The sequence below is a fragment of the Spirosoma soli genome, assembly GCF_042684525.1.
In the GTDB taxonomy this organism is placed as follows: Bacteria; Bacteroidota; Bacteroidia; order Cytophagales; family Spirosomataceae; genus Spirosoma; species Spirosoma soli.
Genome location: NZ_JBHULN010000001.1, coordinates 847,688 through 863,437 on the forward strand (window position 1 = coordinate 847,688; position 15,750 = coordinate 863,437).

Annotated in this window: 12 protein-coding genes and 1 pseudogene; 6 read left to right on the top strand and 7 right to left on the bottom strand. The window is 47.1% G+C overall.

The features are described from left to right. Window positions 1–33: 33 nt before the first annotated feature. The gene (gene ftsH / locus ACFSUS_RS03485; RefSeq protein WP_381519106.1) at window positions 34–2,064 is read right to left on the bottom strand and encodes an ATP-dependent zinc metalloprotease FtsH; all 2,031 of its coding nucleotides are present in this window, start codon (window positions 2,062–2,064) and stop codon (window positions 34–36) included. Window positions 2,065–2,220: 156 nt separating this feature from the next. Further along, window positions 2,221–2,616: a ribosome silencing factor gene (gene rsfS, locus ACFSUS_RS03490; RefSeq protein WP_381519109.1), complete on the bottom strand. Its 396-nt coding sequence runs from the start codon at window positions 2,614–2,616 to the stop codon at window positions 2,221–2,223. A 111-nt stretch (window positions 2,617–2,727) separates the two neighbouring features. Between rsfS and ACFSUS_RS03495 the strand changes: the two genes are divergently transcribed. Beyond that, window positions 2,728–3,495: a biotin--[acetyl-CoA-carboxylase] ligase gene (locus ACFSUS_RS03495; RefSeq protein ID WP_381519112.1), complete on the top strand. Its 768-nt coding sequence runs from the start codon at window positions 2,728–2,730 to the stop codon at window positions 3,493–3,495. An 82-nt stretch (window positions 3,496–3,577) separates the two neighbouring features. On the opposite strand, the gene pafA is transcribed toward ACFSUS_RS03495, so the two are convergent. Then, window positions 3,578–5,251 (bottom strand): alkaline phosphatase PafA, encoded by a 1,674-nt coding sequence (gene pafA, locus ACFSUS_RS03500; RefSeq protein WP_381519163.1) that lies wholly within the window; start codon window positions 5,249–5,251, stop codon window positions 3,578–3,580. 215 nt (window positions 5,252–5,466) lie between these two features. Between pafA and ACFSUS_RS03505 the strand changes: the two genes are divergently transcribed. Continuing rightward, window positions 5,467–6,264: a sterol desaturase family protein gene (locus ACFSUS_RS03505; protein WP_381519166.1), complete on the top strand. Its 798-nt coding sequence runs from the start codon at window positions 5,467–5,469 to the stop codon at window positions 6,262–6,264. 178 nt (window positions 6,265–6,442) lie between these two features. Here the strand turns inward: ACFSUS_RS03505 and ACFSUS_RS03510 are convergent, their stop codons facing one another. Further along, window positions 6,443–7,417 (bottom strand): polyprenyl synthetase family protein, encoded by a 975-nt coding sequence (locus ACFSUS_RS03510; RefSeq protein ID WP_381519113.1) that lies wholly within the window; start codon window positions 7,415–7,417, stop codon window positions 6,443–6,445. A gap of 284 nt (window positions 7,418–7,701) precedes the next feature. Here ACFSUS_RS03510 and ACFSUS_RS03515 point away from each other — a divergent pair, with 284 nt between their 5' ends. The 3 genes from ACFSUS_RS03515 to ACFSUS_RS03525 are packed head-to-tail and all read left to right on the top strand — an operon-like array spanning window position 7,702 to window position 9,253. Then, window positions 7,702–8,697 carry a patatin-like phospholipase family protein gene (locus ACFSUS_RS03515; protein WP_381519116.1) on the top strand — a complete coding sequence of 332 codons (996 nt, stop codon included), beginning with the start codon at window positions 7,702–7,704 and terminating at the stop codon, window positions 8,695–8,697. 47 nt (window positions 8,698–8,744) lie between these two features. After that, window positions 8,745–8,975, top strand: coding sequence for a hypothetical protein (locus ACFSUS_RS03520; RefSeq protein WP_381519119.1), 231 nt, complete (start codon window positions 8,745–8,747; stop codon window positions 8,973–8,975). Then, window positions 8,972–9,253 (top strand): type II toxin-antitoxin system RelE/ParE family toxin, encoded by a 282-nt coding sequence (locus ACFSUS_RS03525; protein ID WP_381519121.1) that lies wholly within the window; start codon window positions 8,972–8,974, stop codon window positions 9,251–9,253. Before ACFSUS_RS03520 ends, ACFSUS_RS03525 begins: the two co-directional genes overlap by 4 nt. A gap of 683 nt (window positions 9,254–9,936) precedes the next feature. On the opposite strand, the gene ACFSUS_RS03530 is transcribed toward ACFSUS_RS03525, so the two are convergent. Both ACFSUS_RS03530 and ACFSUS_RS03535 read right to left on the bottom strand, forming a co-directional pair. Beyond that, on the bottom strand, window positions 9,937–10,785 hold the full coding sequence (locus ACFSUS_RS03530; protein WP_381519123.1) for a DUF4397 domain-containing protein: 849 nt from the start codon (window positions 10,783–10,785) through the stop codon (window positions 9,937–9,939). A gap of 31 nt (window positions 10,786–10,816) precedes the next feature. Beyond that, window positions 10,817–14,212: a TonB-dependent receptor gene (locus ACFSUS_RS03535; RefSeq protein WP_381519126.1), complete on the bottom strand. Its 3,396-nt coding sequence runs from the start codon at window positions 14,210–14,212 to the stop codon at window positions 10,817–10,819. Between the two features lie 328 nt (window positions 14,213–14,540). Here ACFSUS_RS03535 and selD point away from each other — a divergent pair, with 328 nt between their 5' ends. Continuing rightward, entirely contained in the window at window positions 14,541–15,593 is a 1,053-nt protein-coding gene (gene selD, locus ACFSUS_RS03540; RefSeq protein ID WP_381519128.1) for a selenide, water dikinase SelD, read from the top strand. A gap of 44 nt (window positions 15,594–15,637) precedes the next feature. On the opposite strand, the pseudogene ACFSUS_RS29155 reads toward selD, so the two are convergent. Beyond that, a pseudogene (locus ACFSUS_RS29155) lies at window positions 15,638–15,750 on the bottom strand (IS110 family transposase); the annotation flags it as partial.

A 15,750-nucleotide genomic window follows, 5' to 3' on the forward strand; every position in this document is an offset into this window, starting at 1 on the left:
TGCGGATTTTCACCCGCTTTATTCATTATTAATTTACAGCGGCAGCGATTCGGGCTCGGTTTCGGCAGGTTTTGCTTCCTTACCGATCTCTTCTTTCACCTCTTCAGCTACGCCTTTGTTTTTATACGCCTGGTAGACTGTTTCACGCTCGAATGGGCGCTTACCAATCAACCGCACCAGATCGTTCTGGTAAAGAATCTCTTTCTCAAGCAATTCTTTAGCGATAACCTCAAGTGCTTCACGCTTTTCGGTTAACAGACCCTTGGTACGATTGTAAGCAACTTCAACAATCTTTCTGACTTCCTCGTCAATGTGCTTAGCCGTCTCTTCGGAGTAAGGCTTATTGAACGCGTAATCCGATTGCTTGGAGTCGTAGAACGATACGTTACCAATCACATCGTTCATGCCGTACATCGTTACCATGCTGTACGCCAGCTTCGTGATTCGCTCTAAGTCGCTCAACGCACCGGTCGACACCTTACCAAAGATCAGGTCTTCAGCGGCCCGTCCGCCCAGCGCCATACACATCTCGTCCATGAGTTGCTCCGTACGGTACAGGTACTGCTCACGAGGGAGGTATTGGGCGTAGCCCAGGGCGGCCACTCCACGGGGTACGATGGTCACTTTCACGAGGGGATCGGCATGCTCAAGGAACCAGCCCGAGACAGCATGTCCAGCCTCATGGTAGGCTACAATCTCTTTCTCTTCCGGAGAAATAATCTTGTTCTTTTTCTCCAAACCACCAATCACCCGGTCCATAGCGTCCTGGAAGTCCTTCATATCGACGGCTTCCTTATCACTACGGGCAGCAATCAGTGCAGCTTCATTACAAACGTTGGCGATTTCAGCACCAGCAAAACCTGGTGTCTGAGCGGCTAGCTCTTTCGGATCAACGTCAGCAGCTAATTTAATAGGCTTTAAGTGAACCCGGAAGATAGCTTCCCGACCAACAATATCTGGCTTGTCGATGCTAATCTGACGGTCAAAACGGCCTGGGCGCTGCAAGGCAGAGTCCAGTACGTCAGGGCGGTTGGTAGCAGCCAGGATAATAATACCTGAGTCGGTAGCGAAACCGTCCATCTCGACCAGCAGCGAGTTCAGCGTGTTTTCCCGTTCATCGTTGGCACCAGGCATAGAGCCACGTCCGCGCGAACGACCCACGGCGTCAATCTCATCGATGAAGATGATACAGGGAGCTTTCTCTTTAGCTTGTTTGAACAAATCACGTACCCGAGCGGCACCAACACCGACAAACATTTCAACAAAGTCAGAACCCGACAGCGAGAAGAATGGAACACCGGCTTCGCCAGCCACGGCCTTCGCCAACAAGGTCTTACCGGTACCTGGAGGACCAATCAATAAGGCTCCCTTAGGGATCTTCGCCCCAAGCTTGGTGAACTTGGTAGGGTTCTTCAGGTAATCGACAATCTCTTTAATCTCTTCCTTGGCTTCATCCAGACCGGCTACGTCGTTAAACGTAATGCGAACTTTGCTATCGGCATCGAACAGCGCAGCCTTCGACTTACCAATATTAAAGATCTGTCCACCAGGACCACCGGCACCCGACATGCGACCGAGCAAAAAGTACATAGCCAGGATCATGACGATCAGGAATCCCCATGTGCTGATAATACTACCAAAATCGCTACGTTGCTCGAATCGGTAATCGATCTTTTCGTTGTCCGGAACCCCTTGTTGCATGGTATCCAAGTCCTTCTTAAAGGTCTCGCCGGATGCAATCTGGAATTGAAAATGTGGGCCATGATTCGTACCGAAATAGGGTTTATCGGAAAATAATCCACGGTATTTAGGACTCTGTGCTGCTTGCTGGGTCAAGGTTACCTCGGCAACTTTGTCATTAACCACCACCACTTCGGCCACTTCACGATCTTTCACCATGCGCTCAAACCGTTTCTGCGAAATCTCACGAGTGGCTGAACTTTTGTTAAAGAAGGTAATGCCGAGGATGGCGGCAATCAGCAATGCAACAATCCACCCCTGAAAGTTGGGCTTGCGCGGGCCTCCACGGGGTACTAACGAATTTTTATTATTGTTTTCTGCCATTTCCTCAGGTTGTACAAACGGATTTCAAAGGGTAACACCATTTCACAGTTGAATGTTTCTGTTGAGAAATGGTTGGGATAGACGGTTAATCTATCCCACAAACGGCCTAAAGCAAGGAAAATATATACCTTACTTCTCAATTAATCTATAATCTAGTTAAGACACGGTTGAGAGTGCGCTTTCTTCAATCAGATGAATCTCGGCATCTCCCCACAACTGTTCGAGATCATAAAACGACCGGCGATCTTTTTTAAATACGTGGGCCACTACGTCCACGTAGTCCAGCAAAATCCACTCCCGGTTCGTCTTCCCTTCTCTATGCCAAGGATCTTGATGACTAGCCTTGTAAACTTCCTCTTCAACAGAGGTCGAAATAGCGTCAATCTGCGTGTCAGAATTTCCTGAACAGAGTACAAAGTAGTCGCAGATGGCGTTTTTAACATTGCGCAGGTCCATCACAACGATGTCCTGGGCTTTTTTCTCCTGCATCCCCCGAACAACAAAGTCCCGGATTTGCTCGGCTGTAAACTCATGGTTTTTGCTAATTCTCATGCTTTCGTTTTAACATTGCACGACAAGTTAATCAGCGGGTACCTTTATCTATAAGACTTGTAAGCCTAAGGCATCATTCATTAACTTCCTACTACTAAACTAAACAAAGTTTTGTACAAAATCCATCCCAAAACTCTTTTTTTCGGTCAAATAATCCAATACCTGCCAAGCTGTCAGTCAACTAACGACGAAGCGTCCGCTTTAATCAATCAACAAGAGCCGGCTGAGGGGTTGATTGTCGTAACAGATCATCAAACGGCTGGTCGAGGGCAACGAGGCAATCAATGGGAAGCTAAGCCAGGGCAAAACCTGACATTCTCGCTGATTCTGAAGCCAATGTTCTTGACAGCAAACGAACAGTTCTGGCTTAACATCGCCGTTTCGCTCGGTATCTATGACGCTTTACTGCCGCTTGTAGGCGATGCCTTGCGCATTAAATGGCCCAATGACATCTACGTCGGCAATCAGAAGTTAGGTGGCATTCTTATCGAGAACACGTTGCACGGCTATAACATCGCCTGGTCGGTAGCTGGCATTGGACTGAACGTTAATCAAACGGAATTCGGCTACTCAACAGCAACCTCTCTTCAGCTACAGGCTCCGTTGCCCAATGACTATGATCTCCCTGGTTTGCTTAGTCGCCTGTCTGAAACGTTAGAACACCGGTACTTGCAACTACGTTCAGGTCAACGCCAGGCTATGCGAGAAAACTATCTTCAATCGCTGTTTCGCTACCGGGAAGAACATTGGTTCCGGGCTGATGATAAACGCTTCCGGGCTGTTCTGACAGGAATTGACCCAATTGGACGACTAGTTTTATCAACCGAAACCGGGCAACGAACGTTTGACTTTAAAGAAGTGACTTTCGTTATAGATTAAATGAGCAACGAGGTTGTCGTTGACCGCATCCCACAATCAATGACAACCTCGTCAGTCAATACATATAACAAATAGCCGAGATTTACTTAGCAATGGCCTCTTCTACTGGATCGCCAATGCAGCCGCTGGGCTCAAGAATGCCAAGCAGGGCCGTAATGGTTGGCGCAATGTCATGAATATGGGTCCGGCGGAACGTTTGCCCCGGCTTTATACCCCAGCCGTACAGCAGAAAAGGCACGTGCGTATCGTAGGCATACGTTGTGCCGTGGGTTGTGCCCTTAGCGCGTCCTTCAAACCAGCCAGCCTGTTGCATCACGTAGAAATCGCCACTGCGATTCGGATGATAAACGTTACGGAACAGATTTAGCTGCACCTCGGGAAGTGCTTCCGCATTGAGATTATGCAGGTTTATTACGTTGATTACACCCCGCTGCTTCAGCAACACGCTTTGTAACAACTCATACACGTCCTGAATGGCAATTTTCTTCTCTGCAAACAGGGTGTGATTAAGGTATATCTCCTGATTGAAATACGACAGTAGCCACTGGCCTGGTCCGTAGGCTTTTTCGAGAGTAGCCTTAATAGCATCGCCAACTTCGCCATAGCTTTTTACATCGGCCGGAATTCGATATTGCTGCGAAAAACCAGGCACATCAGCAGCACCATGATCGGCGGAGAGAAACGCTAACCATTGGCCTTTACCAACCGTGGCATCGAGTTGATTGAGTAATTCCGCCAACTGGCGATCGAGCCGAATGTACTGATCTTCGGTCTCAATGGCGTGTGTACCGAACGCATGGCCTACGTAGTCAGGTGATGAGAAGCTAACACAAAGCAGATCTGTTACGTTGCGTTGCCCAAGCTGTTCGCCTTTCAACGCTGCCAGGGCGAATTCTTTGGTCAGTTCGTCACCGTAGGGGCTGGTACGCAGTACTTCATATTTACTGCTACCCGTCTGAACAATGAACTCGTGCGGGAAAACCGATTTAGGTTCGCCGGGTAACGTTGACTCATACGGCTCATCATCGGGCGTGCTTTCGGTGTACTGGTTCATAGCCAGCAAGGGCTGCCATTTCTGGCTTACGTATTGATCAGGTAGTTTACGGGCATTGAAGGTCTGTACCCACTGCGGCAACTCTTTCTGATAAAATGTGCTGGAAATAAAATTACCATCCTTTGAGTCGAACCAGTAAGCACCGTTTGCCGCATGACCAGCGGGCAATATGGCACCACGGTCTTTCAGGGCAATGCCGACTACCTTAGCCCGGCCATCAGTAGCCAGCTTAAGCTGATCGCCAATGGTAGTAACCAACATGTTGCGGGGCGACATTTTGCCGGCCGTTCCGGTGTTACCCACTGTAGTAACCGTCGTGTCTTCGGCGCAATACATCAGTCGGCCAAGACGACGATCATAGAAGTCATTACCCACGATACCGTTCAACGCCGGAGCCGACCCTGTATAAATGGCAGCGTGGCCTGGACCGGTATACGTAGCGGCATAGTGATAGTGATTATTTCGGGCATTGAAGCCACCATCCATTAATCGTCGAAAACCACCCATACCAAATTTATCGTAGTATCGATAGAGATAGTCATAACGCATTTGATCGACAACGATACCAACAACGAGTTTTGGGCGTGTTAACGTCGGCTGACGATTCTGGGACGATGCCGATTGAGACGTTACTTTTCTGGGTTGAGCCAGCGCTACTACGGTAAGCAGTGATAGCACCAAAAAGGAAAAATGCGGGCGCATGAAGCCGTTTTTTTGATAGTTGAGAAACGGCTGCAAAGGTACAAACAAATCTATGGCCTGCCGAACGGTGCTTAATGAAGGGAATGTGAAGATTGTGTTCTTGCCTATTTTTAAGATTAGTGCCAGTAAAAGCGCTTGCATTTACCTAACATTGATGTGCCCATTGGGTTGATTACTACGTAGCTCTTTCTGCTCACTGTATAATATATAGTATGATGATTCAAATTACTGGACCAGGCACGCTTTGGCTAACGGCTTTGCTGTTTTTCATTGCCATTTTCGGACGCTACGTTCTGTTTTCGCTGGGCTTTTGGTGGCTATTCAAAGTCTCGATGAAAGAACAGTTTGCGCACCGGGCGGTTCAAACGCGTCCTCGCAAACCTGGCCAGGATAGGCGGGAGATCGGGTGGTCGCTTCTCACTTCGTTGATTTTTACGGCTATCGCTATCGGTGTAATTTTAGCGTACCAGGCGGGATATACTAAGATTTATACAGATCTAAGCGCCTATCCTTTGCCCTGGTACCCAGCCAGCATCGTTTTAGTGATGTTTATTCATGAAACGTACTATTATTGGCTACACCGCTGGATGCATAAGCCGGGTGTATACCGTTGGGTGCATAAGACGCACCACGATAGTATTACCACTTCGCCCTGGACATCTTTCTCCTTTCATCCCATTGAGAGCACGTTGCAGGCAATTGTCATTCCGATCTTGACGTTTGTGCTTCCCTTACACATTTCGGCAGTGGGGCTGTTGCTGCTTATTATGACAGTATCAAGCGCCATTAATCATTTAAATACGGAGATTTACCCACGTGATTTCAACAGGCATTGGTTGGGCCGTTGGCTCATTGGGGCGACCCACCATAGCTTACACCATGCGCAGTTTCGCTTTAATTACGGCTTATATTTTACGTTCTGGGATAAGTGGATGAACACCGAAAGCCCAGACTTTCACAAGCTGTTTGCACAGAAAACAGGCGATAAAAAAGAGAAAAGGGCTAACTCTTAACTCAACACAATCTCTTTTTCAGCAAAGTTTATGCTAATCGTTTTTTTTAACTTTCGAAAGACGTCCAATCCAATCAATCCGTCAATAGGCAGTATAGCAGGTAGTTGCTGAGATAATATACGAACCGTATACTTTACTTTTTTTGTTCACTAAACACACAGCTGCTAAGCCAAGTTTCTCATTTACTCCGATCAATTGTATACTGCACCAGTTGATGTAATGACTGCCGGTAGCGTGAATCAGGAAAGGAATTAAGTAGCGATTGAGCGTCGAGAACGTAGCGATTCATAGCTTCGGTAGCGTACTCGATACCACCGGAGTTCTTGACAAACGTGATTACTTCGTTAACCTTTTTAGGGGTTTCACTTTCGTTCTTAATGATGTTGATGATCCGACGCTTCTCCAGAAAACCAGCTTTGTTCAGCGCGTAAATAAGCGGCAACGTCATCTTCTTCTCCTTAATGTCGATACCTAAGGGCTTACCAACTTCAGCCGTGCCGTAGTCAAATAAGTCGTCCTTGATTTGGAACGCAATGCCCACCTTTTCGCCGAAGCTTCGGGCGTTGTCAATCATTACTTTGTCGACGCCCGATGAGCGGGCACCAACAGCGCAGCAGGCAGCAATTAGCGACGCTGTTTTTTGACGGATTATCTCGTAATACACATCTTCGGTAATATCGAGCCGTCGCGCCTTTTCGATTTGTAGCAATTCTCCCTCACTAATCTCACGAACAGCCGTGGAAACAAGCTGAAGCAGTTCAAAATCGCCATTATCTATGGATAACAACAACCCACGAGACAGCAAGTAATCGCCCACTAAAACGGCTACTTTGTTTTTCCAAAGCGCGTTTATCGAAAAGAACCCACGGCGGTAGTTAGAGTCATCGACTACGTCGTCGTGAACCAGAGTAGCCGTATGAAGCAGCTCGATTAGTGATGCGCCCCGATACGTCGATTCTGTAATCTGTCCGCAAACACCTGCTGTTAAGAACACAAACATTGGACGAAGCTGCTTGCCTTTCCGTTTCACGATATAGTTCATGATTTGGTCGAGCAGCATCACGTCGCTTTTCATCAAGTCCCGGAATTTTTGCTCGAACAACTCCATTTCGGTAGCAATCGGGGCTTGTATATCAGCAACGGTAAGGGCCATGTTTCAATTGGTAGGTTAGTCAATAAACTAATAAAACAGCAAGTTGGTAAGTTGCTGACGTGAAAGGCTTATGCCAGGCTGGCGTCTGTCCTGTTGAGTAGCCTTAGGCACTGATTTAGTAGCTTACTAACCAAATGTCGGCAAGTATAACAAGGAAAGAGCAGACGGTGAAGAGCCGTTCAGAAAACGAAATTCGACATTCTGTAATTAAGGTTTGAATTCTTTTTGTTTAGTGTCTAAAAATCATCAATTTACTCCTATTCTGTGCCGTCAACTCATCGTCCATGGTTAATAACCCAACGCCACCACTACCTAAGTTCTCCAATCATACGTTACCTGCTCAACCACATAGTAAAGCACTTGTGCTAGGTGGTGGTTCATTAAAAGGTGCATTTCAGGCCGGCGCAGTCACGGCATTATTTGAATCGGGTTTCGTTCCCGACCAACTTTATGGCATTTCTGTAGGTAGCCTTAACGCTACGTTCATAGCCAATGAAGCCGCGCACCAACAGGCGCAATACGGACAAGTAGACTGGCAAAAAGTAGGCAAATACCTGATCGAGTTCTGGATTCGAAACATTACCCGACCCGCCGATGTAGCCGTCATTCGCTCCCGTTTTCGGATGGGCTACAATACGCTTATGAGCCGGTTTGACGGGCTGCTGGACAACTCACCTATTCAGAATCTCATTCGTAAAACAGTTGATCTGGAAGCGCTTAAAACGGGCCCTGTAAAAATAAAAGTGGGAGCTGTTGACATTATTGAAGGCGACATGCGCTACGCCGATGCCAATGATCCTGATTTTCTGGACTACATCTACGCCAGTAGTTCGCTGCCGTTTCTGATGCCTGCTGTACAGATTGGGGGCGATCATCGACGGGCCTTTTTAGATGGTGGTCTGCGCGAGGTAGCTCCCTTACGCGTAGCCATTGAAGACGGGGCAACCGAGATTGCCTGCGTCGCCTGCCATGCCAAAAAGGTGTATAACGAGAAGTTCAACTACCGTAATCTGCTTAACCTGGCCGACCGGGTAAAGGACATTACGGTTAATCAGCTGGTGAACAACGATATTGCCTGGGCCGAGCGCTTCGCCGAGCGGGAGCAGCTTCACAATCGTCAATTGCAGCTGACCATCATCCGCCCCACTGAGCCGCTTTCATTAAATCTAATGAAGTTTACCTCGGAGGATATTGGCAAACTGATCGTAGCGGGTTACCAGGCCGGTGTTGACGTAGTAAGTATGAGAAAGTCAAAGGGAGATGCGGCCGTGCTGCCGTAATCGGCAGCACAAATTTTGTTTATCTTTACTACCTAATCTTTTTCAACATGAGTACAATTGAGTTGCGCAGCAATCTGCACCGGTTAATCGACCAGATTGATGATGATGCCGTTTTAGAGGCTCACTTGACGCTCTTGAGCCGGGAAGTAAAACAGTCAACCGACTTCTGGGCTGAATTATCACCCGAACAGCAGGCTTCCATCGACCGGGGTCTGGCCGATTTGGCGGCTGGTCGCCGAAAGCCGTTTACCGACGTATTAGCGAGACTGGCTCAATGATCGTTTACTTTTCGGCCGAAGCCGAGAACCAGTTGGAAGAACTGGTAGCCTACTTAGGTGAACATTGGTCACAGCAGGTAAAAACCGACTTTCTGGCCCTCCTGTCAGAAAAGCTGGAACTGATTAGTCAAATGCCCGAAATGTACCGCAAGTCGGAAAAGCGGCCGGGCCTTCGGGAGTGCGTGGTTAATAGACAGACTATTCTTTATTACCGAATCTCAGCCGAAGATATTGAAGTGGTAGCCGTTTTATCCAGTCGACGCAGCCCCGACTTATAACTGTCTCCGATGACATTGGCAAACTGATCGTAGCGGGTTATCAAGCTGGTGTCGACGTAGTAAGTATGAGAAAGTCAAAGGGAGATGCGGCCGTGTTGCCATGATAAAAATAAATGCATTCAACTGCCTTCCCTTTTGAAGCCCACTTTTTCAAAGCAAAGAGCCTTTAACAAGCCTAGGTTCTAATAGCTTTGCCACTTGGTATTATTATCAACTCGAATCAATTCGTTGTCATTTATGACCCTAAACACTAAGCCGCTTGATAAGCCAGGTGCAGAACTGATAGTGATTTTATTTTTTGTTCGTTTGTAACTGCTTCTAAAGCCTGTATCTCCCCCACCTAACAGCATATCCACTCGTCTATCTGTGTTAAACGAAACACTTTCAGAACAAGTAAACTCAAAACCCTGATTAAGCTTGCGGCATTCAGCCTCACTATTATACAAATTATGTTTATAGCGCCTTACAACAGGGAATGACTCAACACTGCTGTTACAGCTTATTGTACTAATCAATACCAAAATGCGAGAAAAGGTCTGGTAGCAGGTTTTCATATTGTTAGAAGAGTTTCTCCATGAAGATCCTAGAAAGCTTAAAAGGGTTGTATCTGGTATTTCATATAGAAAAATCAAAACGCCCCGGCCAAGTTGGCCGGGGCGTTTTGATAAGAACTTAATCAAATTTTAGTTATGCGTAACAACTCCAGCCGAAAGAGAACCATTGCGACGTAAGCCACGTGCATACAACGTATATATCTTACCATTATCTAATGCTACGTTTGGCACAGTTAGAGCTGCAACAGACGTTGACGATATGTTAGGGGCCGTGTACACTTGCACAGTGTAAGTAGCCGCCGGTACTGGCGTGAAGTTGGCATAGTTTGTTACAGCCGTTCCCGAACCCACTGATGTAACGCGATACGCTCGGTTAAGGAACGTAGGCGTTACGGTGACCGATGCAGGTGCTGTTGGCACTAGACGTACTGAAACAGCAGGAGCGTCAGGAGCTAAGTGAAAGAAACGAACGTGTGCGTTGCCAGCGGCAGGAGCGGCTAAATTATCTGTAACGGTCAGAAATTGTGGTCCTCCAGGGTTTGTTCCATTTGTTGTGGTCGGACGAGGGCGGTTCAGCGTATCTGTTACAAACACCGTGTAGCTAGCGTTGGCAGATGCGGCAAAGTTATTCTGATTAGTAGCTCCAGCACGGAACAATACGTCATTGCTACCAAGTACACCACCAATTTGTCCTGAAGCGGCCTTGGCACGTAGCTGAACATTACCCACTTGAGATGGCACATAGGCTGAAGCCTGCCCAAATGCGATTGATTGTGCAGCCGGGTTGTTTTCAACAAAGAAATTAAGCGCCGGAGCTCCAGGAGCCGCGTTTACAAACAAGAAACGAGCCTGGTTTGTCGTGGGGGTTGTCGCGGGCTGAGCCGCTGGATAATCAGTGTCTTCACAACTAGTGAGTAACACCGCTGAAAGCAACAGTGCCGAAGTAACTGTCCCAATAAGATCTATATTTTTTTTCATGAAATCAGTGTGTTTTGTCTACGTTAAACGCTTAGAAGATGTAACGAGCACCTAGCTGCAGCTGCCAACGAGAAGATAAACCGAAGTTATTCACATACGTACTGGATAGCGCCTGACCTGGTGCTGCTTCAGCAAACGAGTAAATTGGCCGACCGGTAGTTACAGCCGTTCCTGTATTTGGCGTTTCGTAGCCCAGGAAGTTCAATAAGTTAGCCCGGTTGGTTGTTTGCGCTATACCCCAATTTGAGTTTAGCAGGTTCAACACGTTGGTTACTTCAGCCGATAATTGTAACGTATGACGTCGGCCGTTACCCGCTGGAACGTAAAAGTCTTGTAACAAACGTAAGTTCACCAGGTTTTGCCAAGGCAAGTAAGCTCCGTTACGCTCGGCATACTGGCCGCGACGTTTACTTAAGTAAGGATCTTGCTCAATGTAAGCATTTAGCTGATCCCAAATTTGCTGTGTAGAGCGGGTGTCCTGGGCGTTGGTCGTAGCCAGCACTATTTCACTCTGGTTACGTGGCACATAAATAAGATCGTTGTTATTAGTCCCATCGCTATTTGGACTACCTAGGTATGTGTACGAGAAATTACTTACGTTTTGCCCGCTGTAAGTAAGCGATAGAGTTGTAGCAAAGTTTTTCAGGTACTCGCGACGGTATTGAACGTAACCAACAACACGGTGAGGTATTAGGTTATTAGCATAAGACAAGTTAGGCAGATTCGGTGATCCAACCACTGGCTGCCCTGTATAAATTGTACCCGCCGTTGACCCTGACTGTGCGTTAATATCCTTTGAATCCGTATAGGTGTACGCAAGCGAACCTTCAAACCCATTAGCAAAACGCTTTTGGATCTGAGCCGTTAAGCTTAGAGCGTAGCCTCGGTTGATATTATCAAGAACTAAAGCCTGCACAACACGGTCGTTAATGCGACGGTCGAGTGGTGGGTTGATAGTTTGAGGTGGGTTCAAAAAATCACTACCCGCTACTGCACCAAATACTGGACGGCCATCACCCGCTAATGTACCTGCAGGGTTAGATAAGTTAGCATCACGAATATAGACAGCATTAATGTCTTTTGTATATATAGCGTCGAATGTAGCTACCCAACCACCTGGAAGCGACTTATCAATACCAAAACTAGTGCGCCATACCTGGGGAAACTTAAAGTTAGGTACTGTAGCGTTGATCGTAAACTGCTGTCCTAATGGCTCACCCACTGCTCCTGTCAACGAGGCAGGTACGCCCTGAGCCAAGGGATCAATACTGAATGGAATGTTAGCGTTAGAGGCTTGGTCTGTCCGAGCGATTGTTCCGAACAGCACACCGTTGTTGCTAATCTGATTCGAAATCCACACGAATGGGACTCGACCAGTGAAAACTCCCGTACCACCACGAACCTGTAAACTACGATTGCCAAAAACATCCCAGTTAACACCTACACGTGGTGACCAGAGAAGCGTACTGTTCGGCAGTTTTGCCACATCAATCTTTTCTCCATTATTAAATGTCAGTTGCTCAACTACTGTATTACGCAACAAGCCATTATCATTGAATGTCGGAATATCTACACGCAAACCAGCCGTTACTCGTAGGCGAGGTGTAACATTGAAGGCATCTTGTGCATAAAAACCTAATTGTGCAGAATTAAATCTGGCAATCGGCACAGCAACACCCGGAACCGCAGAATATATTTTTGTGAAGCCTAGTGGTGCATTACTTGGAGATGGGTTCGTTACGTTGTTGATAAAGTCATCAACACTCCTGTATGTATAGATACCGTTGATAGCAGGCGTAAAACCATTTTCAAATCGGTAGAATTCATTCGCCGTACCTATTGATACTGTGTGCTTACCGAGAAAAATATCAAAACGGTCATTCAACTGAATAATATCCTGATTGAGGACATTATTTGGTGTGAATGGGTCCGCGCCAATGCTTGTCAGGGTATTTCCTGTTACGCCAGCAATATCTACTGTCGGAAAAGTAGGCGTTTCTACACCACCACCACCTTGACGAAAGTCACGGAACGCACTATATCCTAGCTGTAAGTTGTTAGCGTACTTGTTACTGAACGTAGAGTTCAACTCAGCAATAACGGATTTCAAATTATTATTAATCCGATACCAGGTCTTTGAAAACGGAATCGTATTCACGTTGTTTTGACGACCACTTGGCGGGTTAACCTGGTTTGATCCGGAGTTGCTGGGCGGAACATCACTAAACGAATTCAACTGATTGTAGCGAATCGTCAATTTGTGCTTATCGCTAATATTCCAGTCAATTTTCACCAAGAACTTTGTGCTCTTATTAAGTGCATCAAACGGATTTAATGTACCCGGATCGAATGTCCAGGGTTTGTTAGTTCCGGTGGTAGTCAAAAACGTTTGCAGACGCTCTAAATCAGCAGCAGCTTGTGTTTGCTGAAACGGAACCCCGTTCGCATCTGAACCTCCTACTGGAAATAAAACGGCTGGAGTGGATCGTTGCTCCTGCTCAGCGTTAACAAAGAAGAATAGCTTATTCTTGATAATAGGTCCACCTAAACGAAAACCAGCGTTATAGAAACTGAAGTTTTGTTGTTGAGCTGCAGGTACATCGCTACCTCCCACCTTCGTACCAACAAAGCTTTGATTTCGGTAAAAGCCATACGCCGATCCTTCATAGCGGTTCGTTCCTGAACGAGTCACGGCGTTAACACCGGCTCCAGTGAATGAACCCTGAGTTACATCGAACGGAGAAATCGATACGTTCAATTGCTCAATAGCATCAATACTAACCGGCGTTGCGCTTGACTGGCCACCAGGCAGAGCATTAAGACCAAACACATTATTAGCAGTTGATCCGTCAATCGAGAAGTTATTATATAATTGTGAACGACCACCGAACGAGAAGCCAGGACCAGCCTGCGGAGTCAGTGTGCTTAAATCCGTGAAGCTACGTGACAAAGAAGGTAACCGCTCAAAGCTCTGACGACCGATATTAGTAGACGCCCCGTTACGGTCAGAATCAATGATAGAACCCCGCTGCGACGTAATAACAACTTCGCTCAGTTGCTGGCCTTCTTCGGCTAATTTGAAATTAGCAACAGTAGGGGTATTTAATTCGGCTGATTGGATGGTGCGTTTCTGCTCTTGAAATCCAACGAACGTTACGGTAATTTCATAAGGACCACCAATACGAACGGCGGGTAAATTGTAACGGCCTTGTGCGTTTGTTGTAATGCCATAACGCGTTCCTGATGGTGTGTGAACTGCCACCACAGTAGCACCAGGCAAAGCCTGGTCTTTATCATCGGTAACAACGCCGTTGATTGACGAGGTTGTTACCCCTTGCGCCATAGCTCCGCTCCCCATGAGCACGGCCAATAGCATACTGCCGAGCAACATGAATGCCGCCCGAAAATGCAGTAATTTTTTAGACATAGAAGTGTTTGATTTGGTTAGTATTTTTAAGAAACTCATACGGTTAGGTAACGCGTCAATTCGGCCGCAAAGATCGTTTAATTTTTCCCGGGTTACAAAGTACCTAATCTTTAAAAAGTACTACGCTGAGTTAACATTAAGGCCATATTCATGGAATAGATCAAAATGAGGCCATTTACGTACTATTCCTCTATGTTAAGTTTTTGTTAAGCCTGTAAAATCACCAGAACGGACCTAAAACTTTGACTGAACCATTACCTATATACGTACATCATTGGGCAGAAAACCCTCGTAAACTGTTTAGTTTCTCTCTTACTTTTGTGCTGTTATGATACCAACGGAAACGACCCCTATAAAGCTTACTCAATACAGCCACGGCGCCGGGTGTGGCTGCAAGATTTCGCCCAAAATTCTGGATAAGATCCTGCACACAAACGTTACGGCGTTCCAGCCGCGCTACGAAAATCTGCTGGTTGGCAACGACTCCCGCGACGATGCCGCCGTACTCGATCTGGGTAATGGGGAAGCCATCATCAGCACAACCGACTTTTTCATGCCCATCGTGGACGACGCCTTCGATTTCGGCCGAATTGCGTCGGCTAATGCCATTAGTGACGTGTATGCGATGGGGGGTGAACCCATCATGGCCATCGCTATTTTAGGCTGGCCCCTGGATAAGCTACCGCCTGAAGTTGCCGGCCAGGTACTCGAGGGTTCGCGTGCGGTCTGCCTTGAAGCAGGTATTCCCCTGGCGGGCGGGCACAGCATTGATTCGCCCGAACCAATTTTCGGGCTGGCCGTAACGGGTAAGGTACGCCTTGATCACCTGAAGCAGAATAACACAGCTACCGAAGGTTGTCGCTTGTACCTGACCAAGCCGTTGGGGGTTGGTATCCTGACGACCGCCCAGAAAAAAGGCATTCTTAAGCCCGAACACGCTGATTTAGCTCCGGCTCAAATGGCCAGGTTAAACAGCTTTGGCGCCGTGCTAGGAAAATTACCGTATGTGAAAGCGCTAACTGACGTAACTGGTTTTGGTCTGCTTGGCCACCTTACTGAAATGGCTGAAGGGTCTGATTTAAGCGCTGTACTTGATTTCGCGAGTGTACCCACGTTGCCAGTCGTCGACGAGTATCTGGCGCAGAAAAGCTTTCCGGGTGGAACCGTACGCAACTGGGACAGTTACGGCCACAAGATCAGTGAGCTTACCGAAACCCAGCGTTACATACTGGCCGATCCGCAAACGTCGGGTGGTTTGCTCATTGCGGTTGAGCCAAACAGCACAACCGAATTTGAACGCGTGGCTCAGGAGAACGGCTTTGATTTACAGTCATTTGGGGAACTGGTAGCCAAAGGCGATAAGGTTGTTTACGTAAATTAAAGAGCGAATGAGTGAATGAGCGAAATCGGACCGATTTCTATGGCTTAAACAAACGAAGGGGTATAAAATTTATCATATTTTTCGCCCCGGCGAACTACGGCATAAATTCGATGGATGAGCTTATTACGAATGGCGTTGAGCACTAACATCTTGTTTT

Coding starts and splice junctions, on each gene's coding strand:
- ftsH (WP_381519106.1), bottom strand. CDS start 2,064: ATGGCAGAAAACAATAATAAAAATTCGTTAGTACCCCGTGGAGGCCCG.
- ACFSUS_RS03535 (WP_381519126.1), bottom strand. CDS start 14,212: ATGTCTAAAAAATTACTGCATTTTCGGGCGGCATTCATGTTGCTCGGC.
- rsfS (WP_381519109.1), bottom strand. CDS start 2,616: ATGAGAATTAGCAAAAACCATGAGTTTACAGCCGAGCAAATCCGGGAC.
- selD (WP_381519128.1), top strand. CDS start 14,541: ATGATACCAACGGAAACGACCCCTATAAAGCTTACTCAATACAGCCAC.
- ACFSUS_RS03505 (WP_381519166.1), top strand. CDS start 5,467: ATGATTCAAATTACTGGACCAGGCACGCTTTGGCTAACGGCTTTGCTG.
- pafA (WP_381519163.1), bottom strand. CDS start 5,251: ATGCGCCCGCATTTTTCCTTTTTGGTGCTATCACTGCTTACCGTAGTA.
- ACFSUS_RS03520 (WP_381519119.1), top strand. CDS start 8,745: ATGAGTACAATTGAGTTGCGCAGCAATCTGCACCGGTTAATCGACCAG.
- ACFSUS_RS03510 (WP_381519113.1), bottom strand. CDS start 7,417: ATGGCCCTTACCGTTGCTGATATACAAGCCCCGATTGCTACCGAAATG.
- ACFSUS_RS03515 (WP_381519116.1), top strand. CDS start 7,702: ATGGTTAATAACCCAACGCCACCACTACCTAAGTTCTCCAATCATACG.
- ACFSUS_RS03525 (WP_381519121.1), top strand. CDS start 8,972: ATGATCGTTTACTTTTCGGCCGAAGCCGAGAACCAGTTGGAAGAACTG.
- ACFSUS_RS03530 (WP_381519123.1), bottom strand. CDS start 10,785: ATGAAAAAAAATATAGATCTTATTGGGACAGTTACTTCGGCACTGTTG.